The sequence below is a fragment of the Streptococcus sp. CL6.22 genome (assembly GCF_049738055.1).
GTDB classification, from domain to species: Bacteria; Bacillota; Bacilli; order Lactobacillales; family Streptococcaceae; genus Streptococcus; species Streptococcus mitis_DJ.
In genome coordinates this window covers 16,699-32,875 of the sequence record NZ_JBKOTV010000005.1, presented here as the reverse complement: position 1 = coordinate 32,875, position 16,177 = coordinate 16,699, and the positions used below count along the sequence as shown (strand labels likewise).

General features: G+C 43.5%; 16 protein-coding genes and 1 pseudogene. All 17 read right to left on the bottom strand.

Going from position 1 to position 16,177, the window contains the following annotated elements:
• Positions 1 to 60 precede the first annotated feature (60 nt).
• The gene (locus ACLNCW_RS03365) at positions 61 to 1,821 is read right to left on the bottom strand and encodes an ABC transporter ATP-binding protein (RefSeq protein ID WP_424845364.1); all 1,761 of its coding nucleotides are present in this window, start codon (positions 1,819 to 1,821) and stop codon (positions 61 to 63) included.
• Positions 1,811 to 3,580 carry an ABC transporter ATP-binding protein gene (locus ACLNCW_RS03360; RefSeq protein ID WP_424845363.1) on the bottom strand — a complete coding sequence of 590 codons (1,770 nt, stop codon included), beginning with the start codon at positions 3,578 to 3,580 and terminating at the stop codon, positions 1,811 to 1,813. Before ACLNCW_RS03360 ends, ACLNCW_RS03365 begins: the two co-directional genes overlap by 11 nt.
• On the bottom strand, positions 3,555 to 4,025 hold the full coding sequence (locus tag ACLNCW_RS03355) for a MarR family winged helix-turn-helix transcriptional regulator (protein WP_125454390.1): 471 nt from the start codon (positions 4,023 to 4,025) through the stop codon (positions 3,555 to 3,557). Before ACLNCW_RS03355 ends, ACLNCW_RS03360 begins: the two co-directional genes overlap by 26 nt.
• A 181-nt stretch (positions 4,026 to 4,206) precedes the next feature.
• Positions 4,207 to 4,497 carry a hypothetical protein gene (locus tag ACLNCW_RS03350; RefSeq protein ID WP_004256757.1) on the bottom strand — a complete coding sequence of 97 codons (291 nt, stop codon included), beginning with the start codon at positions 4,495 to 4,497 and terminating at the stop codon, positions 4,207 to 4,209.
• A 90-nt stretch (positions 4,498 to 4,587) separates the two neighbouring features.
• Positions 4,588 to 5,442, bottom strand: coding sequence for a PTS system mannose/fructose/sorbose family transporter subunit IID (locus ACLNCW_RS03345; RefSeq protein ID WP_002896727.1), 855 nt, complete (start codon positions 5,440 to 5,442; stop codon positions 4,588 to 4,590).
• Positions 5,426 to 6,271, bottom strand: coding sequence for a PTS mannose/fructose/sorbose/N-acetylgalactosamine transporter subunit IIC (locus tag ACLNCW_RS03340; RefSeq protein WP_049501833.1), 846 nt, complete (start codon positions 6,269 to 6,271; stop codon positions 5,426 to 5,428). Before ACLNCW_RS03340 ends, ACLNCW_RS03345 begins: the two co-directional genes overlap by 17 nt.
• Positions 6,272 to 6,298: 27 nt before the next feature.
• Positions 6,299 to 6,793 carry a PTS system mannose/fructose/N-acetylgalactosamine-transporter subunit IIB gene (locus ACLNCW_RS03335; RefSeq protein ID WP_004193690.1) on the bottom strand — a complete coding sequence of 165 codons (495 nt, stop codon included), beginning with the start codon at positions 6,791 to 6,793 and terminating at the stop codon, positions 6,299 to 6,301.
• A 43-nt stretch (positions 6,794 to 6,836) separates the two neighbouring features.
• Positions 6,837 to 7,274 (bottom strand): PTS sugar transporter subunit IIA, encoded by a 438-nt coding sequence (locus tag ACLNCW_RS03330; protein WP_004256753.1) that lies wholly within the window; start codon positions 7,272 to 7,274, stop codon positions 6,837 to 6,839.
• Between the two features lie 205 nt (positions 7,275 to 7,479).
• Positions 7,480 to 8,763 (bottom strand): ABC transporter substrate-binding protein, encoded by a 1,284-nt coding sequence (locus ACLNCW_RS03325; RefSeq protein ID WP_049501831.1) that lies wholly within the window; start codon positions 8,761 to 8,763, stop codon positions 7,480 to 7,482.
• The gene (locus tag ACLNCW_RS03320) at positions 8,760 to 9,443 is read right to left on the bottom strand and encodes a response regulator transcription factor (RefSeq protein WP_004256751.1); all 684 of its coding nucleotides are present in this window, start codon (positions 9,441 to 9,443) and stop codon (positions 8,760 to 8,762) included. The genes ACLNCW_RS03325 and ACLNCW_RS03320 overlap by 4 nt, the downstream gene beginning before the upstream one ends.
• A complete protein-coding gene (locus ACLNCW_RS03315) occupies positions 9,436 to 10,752 on the bottom strand; it encodes a sensor histidine kinase (RefSeq protein ID WP_084888222.1) in 1,317 nt (438 codons plus the stop codon). The genes ACLNCW_RS03320 and ACLNCW_RS03315 overlap by 8 nt, the downstream gene beginning before the upstream one ends.
• Positions 10,752 to 11,738, bottom strand: a complete 987-nt coding sequence (locus ACLNCW_RS03310; protein WP_084888224.1) for a substrate-binding domain-containing protein — start codon at positions 11,736 to 11,738, stop codon at positions 10,752 to 10,754. The genes ACLNCW_RS03315 and ACLNCW_RS03310 overlap by 1 nt, the downstream gene beginning before the upstream one ends.
• Positions 11,739 to 12,037: 299 nt before the next feature.
• A pseudogene (locus ACLNCW_RS03305) lies at positions 12,038 to 12,112 on the bottom strand (ABC transporter ATP-binding protein); the annotation flags it as partial.
• A complete protein-coding gene (locus ACLNCW_RS03300; RefSeq protein WP_004256742.1) occupies positions 12,108 to 12,578 on the bottom strand; it encodes a MarR family winged helix-turn-helix transcriptional regulator in 471 nt (156 codons plus the stop codon). The pseudogene ACLNCW_RS03305 and the gene ACLNCW_RS03300, both read right to left, overlap by 5 nt.
• Before the next feature lie 127 nt (positions 12,579 to 12,705).
• Entirely contained in the window at positions 12,706 to 13,422 is a 717-nt protein-coding gene (locus ACLNCW_RS03295) for a YebC/PmpR family DNA-binding transcriptional regulator (RefSeq protein ID WP_000532893.1), read from the bottom strand.
• A 96-nt stretch (positions 13,423 to 13,518) separates the two neighbouring features.
• The gene (locus ACLNCW_RS03290) at positions 13,519 to 14,889 is read right to left on the bottom strand and encodes an MATE family efflux transporter (RefSeq protein WP_153210686.1); all 1,371 of its coding nucleotides are present in this window, start codon (positions 14,887 to 14,889) and stop codon (positions 13,519 to 13,521) included.
• 115 nt (positions 14,890 to 15,004) lie between these two features.
• Complete coding sequence (recA, locus tag ACLNCW_RS03285) at positions 15,005 to 16,171, bottom strand: recombinase RecA (RefSeq protein ID WP_238095613.1); 1,167 nt, start codon at positions 16,169 to 16,171, stop codon at positions 15,005 to 15,007.
• Positions 16,172 to 16,177 lie beyond the last annotated feature (6 nt).

The following is a 16,177-nucleotide window of genomic DNA, read 5'->3' as shown; positions in this document are numbered from 1 at the left end:
GGGAATCACTTGTCTTCTAGTATAGTGCAGAAAAAGAAGGCCGTCAAGCCTTCTTTTGGTTTATTCTTCTGCCTCATCTTCTGTGAACTGACTGTTGTAGAGGTCGGCGTAGAAACCAGCTTGCGCCATCAGCTCATCATGATTTCCTTGCTCGATGATATTCCCATCTTTCATGACAAGAATAAGATCAGCATTACGGATGGTTGACAAGCGGTGGGCGATGACAAAGGAAGTTCTGCCTTCCATCAAACGATCCATAGCTTTCTGAATCAATTCCTCTGTACGGGTATCAACAGAAGAAGTCGCTTCATCTAGGATTAGGAGTGGCGCATCTTTCAGCAAAGCACGAGCGATAGTCAAGAGTTGTTTTTGTCCGACAGACAAGGTCACTGTATCATCCAAGACGGTATCGTAACCATCTGGTAGGGTCATAATAAAGTGGTGAATCCCTACAGCCTTGCTGGCTTCAATCACGCGCTCATCACTAATACCTGTTTGGTTATAGATAAGATTGTCTCGGATAGTACCTTCAAAGAGCCATGTATCCTGCAAGACCATTGAAAAGGCATCATGTACTTCCGAACGCTTCATATCCTTGGTATCCACACCATCGATACGGATACTTCCCTTATCAATCTCATAGAACTTCATCAAAAGATTGACAATGGTTGTCTTACCAGCTCCGGTCGGTCCGACAATCGCAACCTTTTGACCTGCATGAGCGGTCGCAGAAAAGTCATGAATAATGGTTCGCTCTGGTGTATAACCAAAGGAGACTCGATCAAAGACTACTTGACCTTTCATATCGCTCAATTGTCTTTCTTTATGGGATTCGTCTTCCATTTCCTCTTCAGCTAGGAATTCGAAGACACGTCCCATGGCTGCACTAGCCTGCTGAAGACTAGTAACCCCTTGGGCAATTTGTGAAAGGGGCTGAGAAAAGATACGAACGTAGGCCATAAAGGCAACGATAATCCCGATACTGATGTGCCCATTTAAGGCCAAGGCTGCACCAACGATAATCACCAAGGCATAGCTAAAGTTCCCAATAAACATCATAATCGGCATCATAATCCCTGAAATAAATTGAGATTTCCAGATACTATCATACAGACGATTGTTTAATTTCGCAAACTCTTCTTTCGTGCTCTCGATAGCATTGTAACTGGTCACCACATTATGGCCAGAGTACATTTCCTCCACATAGCCATTGACAGCTGCCAAATCTTGTTGCTGACTCTTAAAAAAGCCCTGGGATTTGCCCATAAAGACGGACACGAAAACAAAACCAACAAGAGTTGAAACAACCGTCACCAAGGCTAAAATCCAGTTCATCCCAAACATGGTTACCAAGACTGCCACGACCAGTAAAGTGGATGAAAGAACTGTTCCCAGACTTTGATTGAGGGACTGGGCTGCAGTATCAACATCATTGGTCACACGAGACAAGGTATCTCCTTGAGAATGTCCATCAAAATATCCCAATGGTAGGCTATTGATTTTCTCTGCAATAGCTCTTCTCAAACGCTCTGAAAAACGTTGAATAGCTGTTGTAAACAGAAATGCCTGTAAATAATTTGATAGAAGTCCGATCACATAAATCACGGCCAAAAAACCACCAATAGCTGCAACCGCCACGACATCCACACTTGTTTCTAGCCCACTTGCAATAATATTGGTCATTTCCTTGATACGGGTTGGACCATATACAGTAATGATATTGGATAAGATTGTTGCTAGAAAGGCGATTAGAAGGGCAAACTGGAGGCCTGCAAGATAGGGTTTACTCTGTTTCCAAAGAGACATTCTCTTATTTTCCATGTTCCAATTCCTCCTTCGATAGTTGTGAATAGGCAATTTCTTGGTAAACTTCGTTATTAGCTAGAAGTTCCTTGTGGGCGCCTTGTCCCACGACTTTACCTTGATCCAATACCAAAATCAAATCTGCATCCATAATCGTTGAAATACGCTGTGCGACGATAAGCTTGGTCATAGATTTTGTTTTCTCTGCTAGCTCTTGGCGTAGGACACGGTCTGTCTTGTAATCCAAGGCTGAGAAGGAGTCATCAAAGATGAGGATTTCTGGCTTCCGAGCCAAGGCACGAGCAATAGCCAGACGCTGTCTTTGTCCACCTGAGAAGTTGGTTCCTCCTTGGGCTACTTCTGACTCTAAGCCCGCTTCCTTGTCTTCGATAAAGTTCTTAGACTGGGCCAATTCTAAGGCTTGCCACATAGCTTGTTCATTAAGCGGTGTTTCTTGACTGTGTCCAAAGTCTAGATTGCCCTTGACATCACCTGAAAAGAGTACAGCTTTTTGTGGAATATACCCAACCTTGTTGCGCAAATCTTCCAAACCGTAATCTTGAACATTAACTCCGTCCACTAGAATTTCTCCTGCTGATACATCGTAGAAACGTGGAATTAGATTGACCAGAGTTGATTTACCAGAACCAGTTGAGCCGATAAAGGCCACTGTTTGGCCAGCTTCTGCTCTAAAGCTAACATTCTCGATAACTGCCTCCGAATTTGCAGCATAGCGGAAGGTCACATCCTTAAATTCGACCTGACCTTTGAGATTTTCATCAGCCAACTGCACTTGAGCAGGATTTCGGATAGAAGAATGCAAATCTAGAACCTGATTAATCCGCTTGGCAGAGACCATAGTTCGGGGAAGAACGATGAAGAGCGCTCCCATGAGAAGGAATCCCATAACAACCTGCATGGCATAAGACATGAAAACAACCATGTCACTAAAGAGAGGCAGACGTGCTGTCGGAGCAGCATCGTTAATCACATAGGCCCCAATCCAGTAAATCGCCACACTCAAACCACTTGAAATCCCCATCATGATAGGGTTCAAAATAGCCATAAGACGGTTGACAAATAAATTCAAGCGTGTCAATTCATCATTTGCAGCTGCAAATTTCTCATCTTGGCACTTTTCAGCATTGTAGGCACGAACGACACGAATACCTGTTAGACTCTCACGAGTGATACTGTTCAGTTTATCAGTCAAACTTTGAATCAAGGACTGTTTTGGAAAGGCTAGCGTCATCAAAACGGTTGTCATCAAAACATTGACAATCACTGCCACAAGTACAGCCCAAAGCCAGTATTCTGAATGACCTAAAATCTTCCCTATAGCCCAGATAGCCATAATCGGACCACGCGTAACCACTTGCAAACCCATGGTAATCAACATCTGAACCTGAGTAATATCATTGGTCGTACGAGTTAAGAGACTAGGAATAGAGAATTTCTTAATCTCTGTCTGCGAGTAGTCTAAAACTCGGTTAAAAATATCACTTCTTAGCCTACTAGTATAAGAAGCAGCCACTCTGGACGCAAAAAATCCAACTGCAACTGCGGACAAGAAGGCCAGAAAGGACATTCCCACCATCATACCTGCTGGATGCCATAACTCATCTAAGTTGGTACCCTGAGTTCCCAGCAAATCCGTAATTTTCGAGATATAGGTCGGCACTTCCAACTCTAGATAAACCGAAAAGCAGGTAAAGAGAATGGCTAGTAAAATCATCCCCCATTCTTTTCCACTAATTCGTTTTGCTAATTTCTTCATTCTCTCCTCCTATCTTCTCAACATTTTCTTGCAACTGACCGAGGACCTTTTCAAAGATTGCCAAGTCTGACTTTGAAACACCATCTAGCAGACTCTGATCAATGCGTTCAAAGAAGGCCTTAACCTGCTTCATTTGAGAACGCGATTTGTCCGTCAGACGAACAAATTTAGCCCGCTTATCAACAGGACTCGCCTCCAATTCCACCAAACCATTTTGCACCATACGCTTGACTAGATTACTAGCAACAGACTTAGTAATATTGAGTTCCTGCTCGATATCTTTAATCAAGACCAAGTCTTGGTTTTCTTCACGGCTATCCAAAAAACGCACCACCTGACCTTGCGGTCCACCCATAAATTCAATGCCACAATGTTTGGCTTCCTTTTGTACCATCAAATGAATCTGGTGACCAAAACGCTTAAAGACCAACATCGGTTTATCCATACTAACTCCTTTCTAACCATCGCATTTAGTTCTCCTGAGAACTAAATAAGTTTTCATGAGAACTATTTTACCACTTTGAAAAGAGATGTCAAGACAAAAGTTTCCATAAGAACTATTTTCTTGAATTAAAAAAATCCCAAGTGATTTTCTCACTTAGGATTATGTTTTCTAGGTTAAATGTCTATCTTGCAAGTTTTAGTTTTGCTTCAAAATCATTGATCACCTTTTGCAGATTGAGCCGTCCTCTGTAGATGCCATAACCAAACAAGAGCATGGCTAAGACACCCAGAAGGGCTAGGACAATTCCTGCAATCAGTGCTAATAGATTAGTCTCATGAAAGAAGTAAATCAGAACAAGACCGATACTGGCAATGACAAAGAAGAGAGTAAACCAGCGTCCTAGATTTTCAATCATATGCTTCTGGTAGTGAATTTCTGTTTCATAACCTTGAATCAATTCTTGTTCTGTCATGATTTTCTCCATTCTTTATTTAAGTCAAACAAATTGATACTAGACTAGCAGCATATCGGACTTACTGCCAGTCTGAAACTTGAGTAGGAATTAGTATTTCAGTTGAGGATCAAAGATGCCCAGTGCTACACCAATCAAAGCAATGACAACCAAGAGGAGCATAACAAGGTTTGGTGATACTTTTTTCTTGGCCATCAGCCACCAGCAAAGGGTGATAAAGCCAGCTGTTAAGAGACCTGGATAAACACCGTCAATCTTTTCTTGTAGCTTCAAGAAGGCTTCGCCATCAGCATTTTTCAGCTCTAATGAAGTCGTTACAGATACCCAAGTTGCAGCAACTGCCCCGATAACCATACCACCAATGACACTGATTGCCTTACGAAGCGCCTGTCCTTTAGGTCCTACAAGGAATTCAACCGCCTTGTCCCCTAATTCATAGCCTTTGAAGTAGGCAAAGCGCATACCGCCATAGATGAGAACATTCCATACAAGGATGTAGAAGAGAGCCCCGATAGGATTTCCGCCTTTTGAGAGGCCAAGGGCAATCCCCAGCAGAACTGGGATTAGGGTTCCGACAACCAATGAATCACCGATACCTGCGATAGGTCCCATGAGACCGGCACGCATACCATTGATAGTTTCGCCGTCAACAGCGTCTCCATTGGCACGCGCTTCTTCCAAACCAGCTGTAATCCCCACTACCAAAGCTCCGAGCTGAGGTTCTGTGTTGAAGAAAGCCGTATAGGTCTGCATAGCTTCTTTCTGCTCTGCTTTGTCTTTGTAGAGTTCTTCCACGATTGGTAGCATAGAGGTCAAGTAACCAAAAGTCTGCATATGCTCTTGAGAGAAGCAAGTCAAATGACCATAGTACCAATGGTGGAATGATTTCGCTAAAGTCTTTTTAGTTATTTTCTTTCTTTCAGCCATCTTAGATATCCTCCTCATCGTCATCAAAGTCAGCCCCACCAGCCGGCGCGGTCACACGAGCTGATTTGATTACTTCCAATTCATAGTAAATTACTGCAAAAATCAGTGAAACAACTGCACTGGCAACCAAATTAAGACCAAGTGACTTAGCCAAGGTGAAGCCCACAAAGAATGGGATAAAGTCAGCAGCCTTGGTAACGATTTGTTTCAAGAGAATGGCAATACCTACACATGGGAGAAGAGCTCCGACTGTAAAGAGGGATTTCATGATGAAGCCATCCATTGGCAGGTGGGTCTTCATCAGCTCAACCATATCGGGGCCAAACTTAGTGATAAGCATTGTTGGAAGGAAAGAGAAGACAAAGTGGGAAATCCAAGGATAAACCCAGTCAACAGCGTAAAGCTTTTTAAATTCGCCTTTTTCAACGGCTTTCCAGCCAATGTGCTGCCATAGCAGGTTTGTAGTGGCTGTTCCATAGAAGAGAACTGTACCGATAGTACCAACTGCTGCTCCGATTGGTGCAGCTGCTGCAGCAATAGCAGATTCAGACGTGATTCCTTTAGAATGAACAAATAAGATTGCGAGAGGAATCCCAATGTAAGAAATCGCCCGCACGTCAGCAGAAACTGTACCACCTGGTGTTACCAGAGCGATGTAGAGAACCTGAAGGGCTACCCCAACCATAATCCCTGTTGTTAAGTCTCCGAGAATCAGCCCGCTAATCAAGCCTCCGACCAGAGGACGTCCCAAAGTGTAGTTACCAATACTAGTACCACCCATACCAGGCATAGAAGCTAAACTAGCGAAAAGACCCAGTAAAGCGGCTTGCAGCCAAGAAATTGTCATAATAGACTCTCCTTTTCATTATTATAATTAAAAACCAAATTTAGACTTGAAATCGCTCCAATAACCGATGGAAACATCTGGTAGGAGCTGGAATTTGACTTTGTAGCCTGCTTTTTCTATCGCCTCAATCGCTTCTGCCTCTTCCTGGGTAATGGACTGGTTATTCCCCAGCTTAATAGCTCCAGGACGGTCATTAGCAGGGCCAATGATGATTTCCTTAACATCACCAGGTACAAAGCCTTGGTCCACTAGGATTTCTTTCATGTCCACAGGATTTTTCGTAATGAGGAAATAGCGGCTGTCTGACTCTGTGACCTTGCCTGATTTTTCCTTGAAGGCTTCCTTGGTCCAAACAAAAGTCTTCTTGTCAGAAGCTCCCTTGTAGGCCTGAATCAAAACCTTGTTTCCTGCTGCAGCATTATTTACTGCAATCAGGCCATCACAAGGGTATTCCTTGGCCCAGCGAGTGACTGTTTGACCGTGGATCATGCGGTCGTCAATCCGTACAAATGATACTGTCATCTTTAAAATCTCCTTTTATCTTTTAGAATGTATGACGGAAGTACTAAATGTCGTCTTCATCTTCTTCAGCTGCATCACTTACGACTTCAAATTCCTGCAAAGCAGCTGTAGCCTCGGAAAGGATAGCCTGAGCCAGATCTTTCCCGTCTAAGATGTCTTTCATAACCAAGCCAGTCAGTCCCATGGTCAGGTTCAAACCGCCCAAGATAACTGCTGAGTCGAGCTTACCTATGTCAGCTAAGACGCTCGCTGCTGTCGTCAGAGGACTGCCTCCTACAATATCAGCCAGAACTAAGACACTGTCATCAGTGCTTAAGCCATCTAAGGCCTGAGTAAAATCAACTGCAAAATCATCAACTGACTTGCCTTCCTGAAGACCAACCGCAATGACCTGATCCGTCTTGTCTCCGGCAAACATCTTCAAGGAACTCTGCACGCCTGCAGCCAGTCCCCCATGACTGACCAGTACAAGGTATTTCATCTTTCCTGCCTCCTTTTTCCTTCTAGCTCTTAGCCAAGTAAGGATTTATTGATGATTTTATTGTACAAGTTTTGGAATCGGTTTCATATTGTCAAATGTCACTTTGCCCAGATGACATTTGTCAGGAAACATATGACATTTGTCATATTTGTCTAGTCAGCTGTACCTTTCCTGCTCCTTTCAGAGCAAACAAAAAGAAAGCAGATTATTTTCCGCTTTCTATTTCTCTTTGAATGCTCGGCAAGGCACTGTCAATCTCTTGATTCTGCATAGCATTTTGAATCAGATAGTCCATCCGGTCCATGGTATGACGGTCTACTTCTAGACTGATGTCAATGATGGAGCGATTCATCATGTGGTCTAGCCTCTCAGAAGTCAAGGAATCCAAGCCAAAATCATCTGCCTGTAAGATTTCTCTAGCCTGTTGACTTTTCACCACAGATGGTAAGACTGAGGTCCCCTGCGATTTTTCAAACAAGGCCTGCTGGCTTTCTTTATCCTGTGACAGCAAGAGCATAAATTCCCAAGCCAGCTTCTCTTGCTTGGTATTGGAAGACATGGCAAAGAGCGAGGTCTTGACCTGTGTCCCCATCACCTGGCTATTAGCTGTTGGCATGGGGATACAGGTCCAAGAAAAGCTAGAATACTTGGCAACATGGTAAGGGTAAGGCTTGTAGGTCCGATACTGGGCCAGACTCATAGGATAGAAAGCCACCCGTCCCTCATCAAAGTCATTAGAAGTCACCTTATAGTGCTGGCTGAGCATATCTAGCTTGCTCATAAAGGCCAAGGCTTGGTGCATCTCTGCGCTGTCCACAGTGATACCGGATTTATCGGTAAGATGGCCGCCGTAAGCTACCAGAGCCTGCTGCCAAGTGTAATCCGTTATACCGTACTGATCCACCACACCATCGCCATTGGTATCCTTGGTTACTTTCTTGCAAATCTCATAGAAATCCGCCAGGGTCCATCCTGACTCAGGAATGCTAATTCCTTCTTTTTCAAGCAGGTCTTTATTGACACACATCATGATAGGATTGCTCTCAACTGGAAGGGCATAGCTGACTCCCTGATATTGCCCAGCTTCATAAGCCACTGGATAAAAAGCCTTTCGCTTATCATCCGTTAGGAGGGGATCCAAGGATTTAAGCGCGCCAGTCGAAGCCAACATGCTAAAGTCGTTTTCTGGCACCATAAAGAGATCTGGTTGCTCGCCTTTCAAGACTTGCTCTGCCAGCCAGTCAGCATAATCATCCTTGGGAATACCGCTTTCGTAAACGACCTTGACAGGAGGATGCGTCTTTTCAAATCTTTTAATCAGGCTGTCCAAGACCTTGTTTTCGCGACTGTTAGGCACATCCCAGCTAGAACCAGCATAGACCCCGATACGCAGGACTTTGTCCTGAGCTGAAGCCCAAAATACAAAAGCCAGAGCAACAGATATAATCAGGACAACCAGCAGGGACAAATTTCTCAATCTCCACTTCATTTGTCGCCTTCCTTACTAAAATCTCTCTGGGTGACTCCAGTCTGTACGGCCCAGATAGCCAGTTGGGTCCGGTCACGCAGGTTGAGCTTGGCTAGGATACCCGATAGATAATTACGGACTGTCCCTTCTGATAGAAAGAGTTTGGCTGCAATTTCCTTATTAGAAATCCCAAAGCTAATCTGCTGGATAATCTTCCACTCCGTCCGGTTCATGTCCTCCACATTTTCCTCTGTCACTGTGATGGCAAAGTTGGACTGGGCCATCTGTGAAAAGATTTTGAAGACCTTGGTGGCAATATTGGGATTGATCATAGCTCCGCCTCGATAGACTGTCTGAATAGCTTCATGAAGTTCTTCTGTCGAAACCCCTTTAAGAATATAACCAGATGCACCGTATTTGAGAGCTGAGAAGATAAATTCATCATCGTCAAAGGTCGTCAGGATGATAATCTTGACATCTGGATACTGCTCCTTGACAGCCTTGGTACAGAGAACACCATCCATGACTGGCATGCGAATATCCATCAAAATCACATCTGGGCGCACCCGATGAAGCTTTTCCAGCACTTCCTTGCCGTCTCCGACCGTCCCGACTACCTCAATATCTGCGTGGGCAGACAGAATGATTTGCAGAGACTCGCGAATCAAGGCCTGATCGTCTGCTATTAAAACCTTAATCATGTCTTCCTCCTATTTTTGGAATTTTGATATGCGTGTAGAAACCGTCCCGATTTTCAAAGCGGACGCTTCCGCCAATAATCATTAGGCGCTCCTGCATCTGCTTGAGGCCATAGCCATAGTGGAGTTCATCAAAGCCAACACCATCATCCTGAATGGTCATTACATAAGCTTCTTCTTCCTCTAGTAGCTCAATCCAGATAGTCTTGGCATGACCATGGCGGACAGAGTTGGTAATCGACTCCTGGATCACCCGGAAGACAATGTCTTCCTTGGCAATATCCAAGTCAATATTATCCCATTTGTAGAGGAGATGAATCTCCAAGTTGGAGATGGCTTCATACTCACGGATAATCTTAATCAGAGCTTCCTTCAAAGTGTTATTTTCCAGAGCTCCCGGGCGCAGCTTATTGAGCGAGCCGCGGACATCACGGATACCATCTCGAACAACGACAGAGACATTATTAAGCTGCTCCTTAGCTCGGTTGGTGTCAATATCAACCAAGACCTTGACCGCATCAATACCAGCTGAAATACCCGTCAGGGCATGACCTAATGTATCGTGAATCTCTCTGGCAATCCGCTTCCGCTCTCGATCTTCTGCTATTTTCTCAGACAAAGCCAGGTAAGAGTTCAGCTCGCGATTGGCTTGAAAAGCCATGCGAAGCTCTTCCTCAATACGATGGCGCTCCGTAATAGCCGACAAGATATAGAATAGCAAGGAAATCATAAAGACGACAATATTAAGCGAGTAGAGAAAGTTCTTGCCAAATAAGAGCAAAAAGCGTACAGACTCAGGATAAAAACGAATATAGGTATCCAAAGACGGCAGCTTGATAAAGAGCGACATGAGGTTATAGTTGGACAAGAGCAGCATGCCAAAGCTCAAAATAATGAAAGAAAACCAGTACTTCTTGTCCTTGGAAGCATTGAACTCCTTAGAGCCATAGAAAATATCCGCAAACACCAAGAGAATCAAGCCATTGTAGGACGAGTGCAAGACGGAAAAGATGACCAGCATGAGCAGGATTTCAATAATGGTCGCCTTGTCATAGACGGACAGCTGATTGGGGTGGCGCTCCCGATAGTACATGACTAAAAGCAGACAGGCATACAGGCTAATGGATACCCAGAAGATTAGGCTAGGAGAGCCCGGAATGGCATCCAAACGCTCCAAAAGCGAGTGACTGAAGCTCTTAGCCGCTACATAGTTGGTCGCAAAGAGATAGATGGATGCATTATAGACAATGGCAAACAGATTGATGACCATTAAGGCGATTTTGCTATAAAAGATACTTTTTTGAGGTCTCATTATTGCCACCCTGTAACTGTGTATTGACTGATATTATCTCTATTAACCAGATGAACAGGAATCAGGTATTGGCTGTCGTAGGATTTCCCCTCCTGCATCAGCTCAATTACCTGTGCCACCTTGCGTCCCATCTGAATGGGCGATTGGGCCACGGTTCCCTCTATATCGCTAGTCGTAGCCAAAAAGTTTTTGATATCAGGCGATCCATCCACGCCGTAGATGGAGATTTTCTTATCAAGACCTTGATTTTTAATAGCAGCCAAGGCCCCGATAGCTGCCCGATCATTGAGCGCCATGACTACATTAAAGTCCAATCCTTCGTCTAAGGCACTTTTTACTTGCGGCATGCTTTCCTCTGTCTGGCCTAGTGTTTCTTTCTGGGAAATAATCTTGTAGCTAGGCTGTTTTTCAATCGTATCAATAAATCCCTGAATCCGGTCCATAGCAGAGACGGCATTGCGGTGCTCTAGAAGGAGAATATTAGCAGAAGGCAAGCGCTTCATCATGTCCTGGGCAATCAGGACGCCTGCTTGGTAGTTATCCGACACAATAGTCGTATCCACTTTTACATCCTGACTGATAGGCGCATCCACTACGATGATTTTAATCCCAGCTTTCTTGGCCTTTTGAAGAGAGGAAATGATACTTGGACTATTACTTTTTACCGGATTGATAACAATGACATCAACCTTTTCTCGGACAAAAAAGTCAATCTGCTGGCTCTGCTTGCCCTCACCCAGCTCAGGATCCCGCACGTAAAGCCGGCTGCCCTGCTGGTTGGTTTTCTTCTCCAGCTCCGCATTTAAGATCTTATAAAAATCATTATTCATGGTCATGTAGGTTGCCCCAATCTTGACCTGCTTCTCAACTGGCAGAACGCCCTTGAAATAAACAAAAAACAAAGCAAAAATAAGCAGAATGGAAAGTGGCCAGAGAGCCTTCTTCTGATAATGCTGACCCCGTTTTTTGACGTTAGCTGCTACCATTTTTCACCCCCTATGCCGTAAGCGCCTTTATGAAACATATAGGATTATTATATTACAAAACCGCCAAAAAGCAAAATCTTTCCAAAATGATTATCATAAAAAAGGCGCGACAGAATCTAAAAATTCATTGATTTTTGATTCTTGGTCCCACCTCGGCAATCATAATTAAACTTTTAAAAGCTTGAGAGAAATAGAATTCAGTCAAACAGATCTTGCATCTTACAAAACTGAATGCTGATTTTTTAGAGCTAGGTCATTTCCCAGCCCTTACTTCTTTTTTAAAATGGAAGTTCCTCTTCTTCCAACTCTAGATAAACCGAAAAGCAGGTAAAGAGAATGGCTAGTAAAATCATACCCCATTCTTTTCCACTAATTCATTTGGCTAATTTCTTCATTCTCTCCTCCTATCTTCTGAACATTTTCTTGCAACTGACCGAGAACCTTTTCAAAGATTGCCAAGTCTGACTTTGAAACACCATTTAGCAGACTCTGATCAATTCGTTCAAAGAAGGCCTTAACCTGCTGCATTTGAGAACGCGATTTGTCCGTCAAACGAACAAACTTAGCCCGCTTATCGACAGGACTCGCCTCCAGCTCCACCAAACTATTTTGCACCATACGCTTGACCAAGTTACTAGCAACAGACTTGCTAATATTGAGTTCTTGTTCAATATCCTTGATGAGCGTTAATTCTTGTTCATGCTCACGCCAACCTAAAAAACGCAGAACTTGTCCTTGAGGTACACCCATAAATTCAATACCACAACGTTTGGCTTCCTTTTGTACCATCAGATGTACCTGGTGTCCAAAACGTTTTAAAACCAACATCGGTTTATCCATACTTACTCCTTTCTAATCATTGCATTTAGTTCTCCTAGGAACTAAATAAATTTCCGTGAGAACTATTTTCTTGATTAAAAAAATCCCAAGTGATTTTCTCACTTAGGATCATATTTTCTATGTTAAATTAGAAGCCGTCTACGTTTGTGTAGATTTTTTGTACATCTTCGTCGTCTTCAAGGACGCTATAAAGTTTTTCAAAAGTTTCAAGGTCATCGCCTGACAATTCCACTTCTGACTGAGGAATCATTTCCAATTCTGTCACTTGGAATTCTTCGATACCTGACTCACGAAGGGCAACGATAGCCTTGTGAAGGTCAGTTGGAGCTGTGTAAACAGTAATTGTTCCTTCTTCTGCTTCTACATCGTCCACATCCACATCTGCTTCTAACAATTGCTCAAAGACTGCATCTGCATCTTCACCAGCAAATACGATAACACCCTTGTTGTCAAAGAGGTAAGAAACTGAACCTGAAGCACCCATGTTTCCACCATTTTTACCAAAAGCTGCACGGACATTGGCCGCTGTACGGTTAACGTTAGAAGTCAAGGTATCAACGATCAGCATAGAACCGTTTGGTCCAAATCCTTCGTAACGTCCTTCTGTAAAGGTTTCGTCTGTGTTTCCTTTTGCTTTATCAATCGCTTTATCGATAACGTGTTTTGGTACTTGTGCTTGTTTAGCACGGTCGATAACGAATTTCAAAGCAGTGTTTGATTCTGGGTCTGGATCACCTTTTTTAGCTGCTACATAGATTTCTACACCAAATTTTGCATATACTTTAGAGTTAGCTCCATCTTTAGCCGTTTTCTTGGCTACGATATTGGCCCATTTACGTCCCATTAGGAATCTCCTTTTTTCACATTTTAATCTTTCTTATTATAACACAAGTTTTTTCGATTTTCACTAGAGGAAATAGATTTTATTTAGTAAATACAGCTAGGATGATACTTTGGCTGCCAAGATAGCCTTGCCTTCTTTTATCAAGGGATGACGGAAGAGTGAGAAGTAGAGTTGAATGGTCATGGCAACCCAGATAAGGGGTTCACAAAGGATAACACCCCTATAGCCCGCCCAAGGAATAATCAAGACCACAAAAGCGATTTTTCCGATTAGTTCAATAAAGCTGGAAACCAGAGGAAGGACCTTTTGCCCCAAGCCCTGCAAGCAATTGCGATAAATCAACAAGAGACTCAAAATAGGATAAAAGGCTGAGCTGATTTGCAGGTAGAGACTACCATTTTCTACCAGGTATCCATCCGTCGAACTGGCCAAGAAGGAAACCAAGGCTGGACTGGCAAAAAAGAGGAAGATACAAACAAAAACTGCCCAGGACATGCTTAGACGACTGCCGATTCGAAGTCCTTGAACAATGCGGTCTGGTCGCTTGGCCCCAAGATTCTGCGAAGCAAAAGTCGTCATCGAAGCAGAAATAGCAGTCATAGGAAGAAGGGCGAAGGCCATAATGCGTCGAGCGGCCGTTTGTGCACTTATAATCACTGCCCCAAAGGTATTAACAGAAGACTGTAAAATCACACTACCGATAGACACAATGGAACTCATCAAGCCCATAGCTAACCCCTGCTCCAAGAGATCAGCATACAAGGCCTTGTCCCATTTGAAATGCTTCAGTTGAGGGAGCAGTTCTGGAACACTCTTGCGTATATAGTAGAAACAGAGTACCGCTGATAAGCCTTGCGAAATAATGGTAGCAAGGCCCGCAGATTGAACTCCCAGATGCAATTGCGTAATGAAATAGAGATCCAGAACCACATTAACCAAGGCAGAGAAAATCAGAAAACCAAGCGCAGCCAGACTGTCTCCAATAGACCGCAACAAGCCTGCAAAAAGATTATAAGCGAAGCTGACACCGACACAGGTCACAATCATAGAAATATATTGATAAGACTGAGGAAGGATTTCTGCAGGAGTATCTAAATATTGCAAGAGTGGATACAGACCGACAAATCCCAGCAGCATAACTACAATACTCAAAAGAGCACCTAAAATCCAGGTGGCTGCTACTGCCTCCTTGATTTTAGTGAAATTCCGAGCTCCATAATAACGGGCAATGACAATTCCCATGCCATTGCCAACACCAAGAGTAAAACCTACAATCAGATCAAAAATCGCTGTCGTGGCTCCTACTGCAGCCAAGGATTCTTGACCAAGAAATCTTCCAACAATCAAGACATCAGCAGTATTATAGAGCTGTTGAAAAATATTTGATAGCAAGATTGGGAAGGCGAAGCTTAAGAGCGAGGGAAGAATCGGACCATGTATCAGGTCCACTGTTCGTTTTTTATTCATAAGGCTATTATATCAGCTTTCGAAAGGAGCGACAAGAAACAGCAAACTATAGATGATCTAAAAACTTGAATCAAAAACCAAAAAAGCAGCGGATGCTCTCCACTACTTTAACAGCTTATTCTTCAATTTCGATTTCAAGCTCGTCGCCTAGGTCAAGTGTCACTTCTTCATTCACAGAATCTGCTTGAACTACGTCATCTTTTTTAGTTTCAACACCTTCTACAGAAGCTTCTTCTCCATCAATCAAACCAAATTGAACACGGACTTGATGATCAATCTCATCAAAGACTTCTGGGTTATCTGCCAAGTATTTCTTAGCATTTTCAGAACCTTGCCCGATTTTCTCATCCTTGTAAGAGTACCAAGCTCCTGCTTTTTTGATGATATCCAAATCGCTTGCGATCTTCAAAAGCTCACCAGTCTTAGAAATCCCTTCTCCGTACATGATTTCAACGAAGGCTTCCTTAAATGGTGGAGCCACCTTGTTTTTCACAACCTTGATTTTAGTTTCTTTACCGACATTGGTATCTTTTTGGTCACCAGTTCCCTTGATTTGTGTGCTTCCACGAACATCCAAACGGACTGATGCGTAAAATTTCAGAGCACGTCCACCAGGAGTTGTTTCTGGATTTCCAAACATGACCCCAACTTTTTCACGCAATTGGTTGATAAAGATGGCAATTGTTTTGGTTTTATTGATAGAAGCACCGAGCTTACGCATAGCCTGGCTCATCATACGAGCCTGCAAACCAACGTGGCTATCTCCGATATCGCCATCAATTTCCGCACGAGGGACAAGGGCAGCAACTGAATCGACCACGACAAGATCCACAGCTCCTGAGTCAATCAATTTTCCTGCAATCTCAAGACCTTGCTCTCCTGAGTCTGGTTGTGACAAGAGCAATTCGTCAATATTGACACCAAGGGCTGCAGCATAAGCTGGATCGAGGGCATGTTCCGCATCGATAAAGGCAGCAATACCACCTTCTTTTTGCGCTTGTGCAACTGCATGAAGGGCAACTGTTGTCTTACCAGATGACTCTGGTCCGTAGATTTCAATGATACGTCCCTTAGGATAACCACCTGAACCAAGGGCAATGTCAAGAGCCAAAGAACCTGAACTCATCACTTGCACCTTTTGCTCCGCACGTTCACCCAAACGCATGATTGAACCCTTGCCAAAGTCTTTCTCAATCAGTTTAAGAGCGTCATTCAAGGCTTTTTCACGTTCAGCCCCGAATTTTTTTGAAATTTCATCTAATTTTTTTGGTTTTTTCGCCATTCTATT

Bases quoted from the DNA above. Each gene is read 5' to 3' on its own strand.
- ACLNCW_RS03295 (WP_000532893.1), bottom strand. From the start codon at position 13,422: ATGGGACGTAAATGGGCCAATATCGTAGCCAAGAAAACGGCTAAAGAT.
- ACLNCW_RS03315 (WP_084888222.1), bottom strand. From the start codon at position 10,752: ATGAGACCTCAAAAAAGTATCTTTTATAGCAAAATCGCCTTAATGGTC.
- ACLNCW_RS03360 (WP_424845363.1), bottom strand. From the start codon at position 3,580: ATGAAGAAATTAGCAAAACGAATTAGTGGAAAAGAATGGGGGATGATT.
- ACLNCW_RS03335 (WP_004193690.1), bottom strand. From the start codon at position 6,793: ATGACAGTATCATTTGTACGGATTGACGACCGCATGATCCACGGTCAA.
- ACLNCW_RS03290 (WP_153210686.1), bottom strand. From the start codon at position 14,889: ATGAATAAAAAACGAACAGTGGACCTGATACATGGTCCGATTCTTCCC.
- ACLNCW_RS03345 (WP_002896727.1), bottom strand. From the start codon at position 5,442: ATGAGGAGGATATCTAAGATGGCTGAAAGAAAGAAAATAACTAAAAAG.
- ACLNCW_RS03355 (WP_125454390.1), bottom strand. From the start codon at position 4,025: ATGGATAAACCGATGTTGGTCTTTAAGCGTTTTGGTCACCAGATTCAT.
- ACLNCW_RS03320 (WP_004256751.1), bottom strand. From the start codon at position 9,443: ATGATTAAGGTTTTAATAGCAGACGATCAGGCCTTGATTCGCGAGTCT.
- ACLNCW_RS03300 (WP_004256742.1), bottom strand. From the start codon at position 12,578: ATGGATAAACCGATGTTGGTTTTAAAACGTTTTGGACACCAGGTACAT.
- recA (WP_238095613.1), bottom strand. From the start codon at position 16,171: ATGGCGAAAAAACCAAAAAAATTAGATGAAATTTCAAAAAAATTCGGG.
- ACLNCW_RS03310 (WP_084888224.1), bottom strand. From the start codon at position 11,738: ATGGTAGCAGCTAACGTCAAAAAACGGGGTCAGCATTATCAGAAGAAG.
- ACLNCW_RS03330 (WP_004256753.1), bottom strand. From the start codon at position 7,274: ATGAAATACCTTGTACTGGTCAGTCATGGGGGACTGGCTGCAGGCGTG.
- ACLNCW_RS03350 (WP_004256757.1), bottom strand. From the start codon at position 4,497: ATGACAGAACAAGAATTGATTCAAGGTTATGAAACAGAAATTCACTAC.
- ACLNCW_RS03325 (WP_049501831.1), bottom strand. From the start codon at position 8,763: ATGAAGTGGAGATTGAGAAATTTGTCCCTGCTGGTTGTCCTGATTATA.
- ACLNCW_RS03365 (WP_424845364.1), bottom strand. From the start codon at position 1,821: ATGGAAAATAAGAGAATGTCTCTTTGGAAACAGAGTAAACCCTATCTT.
- ACLNCW_RS03340 (WP_049501833.1), bottom strand. From the start codon at position 6,271: ATGACAATTTCTTGGCTGCAAGCCGCTTTACTGGGTCTTTTCGCTAGT.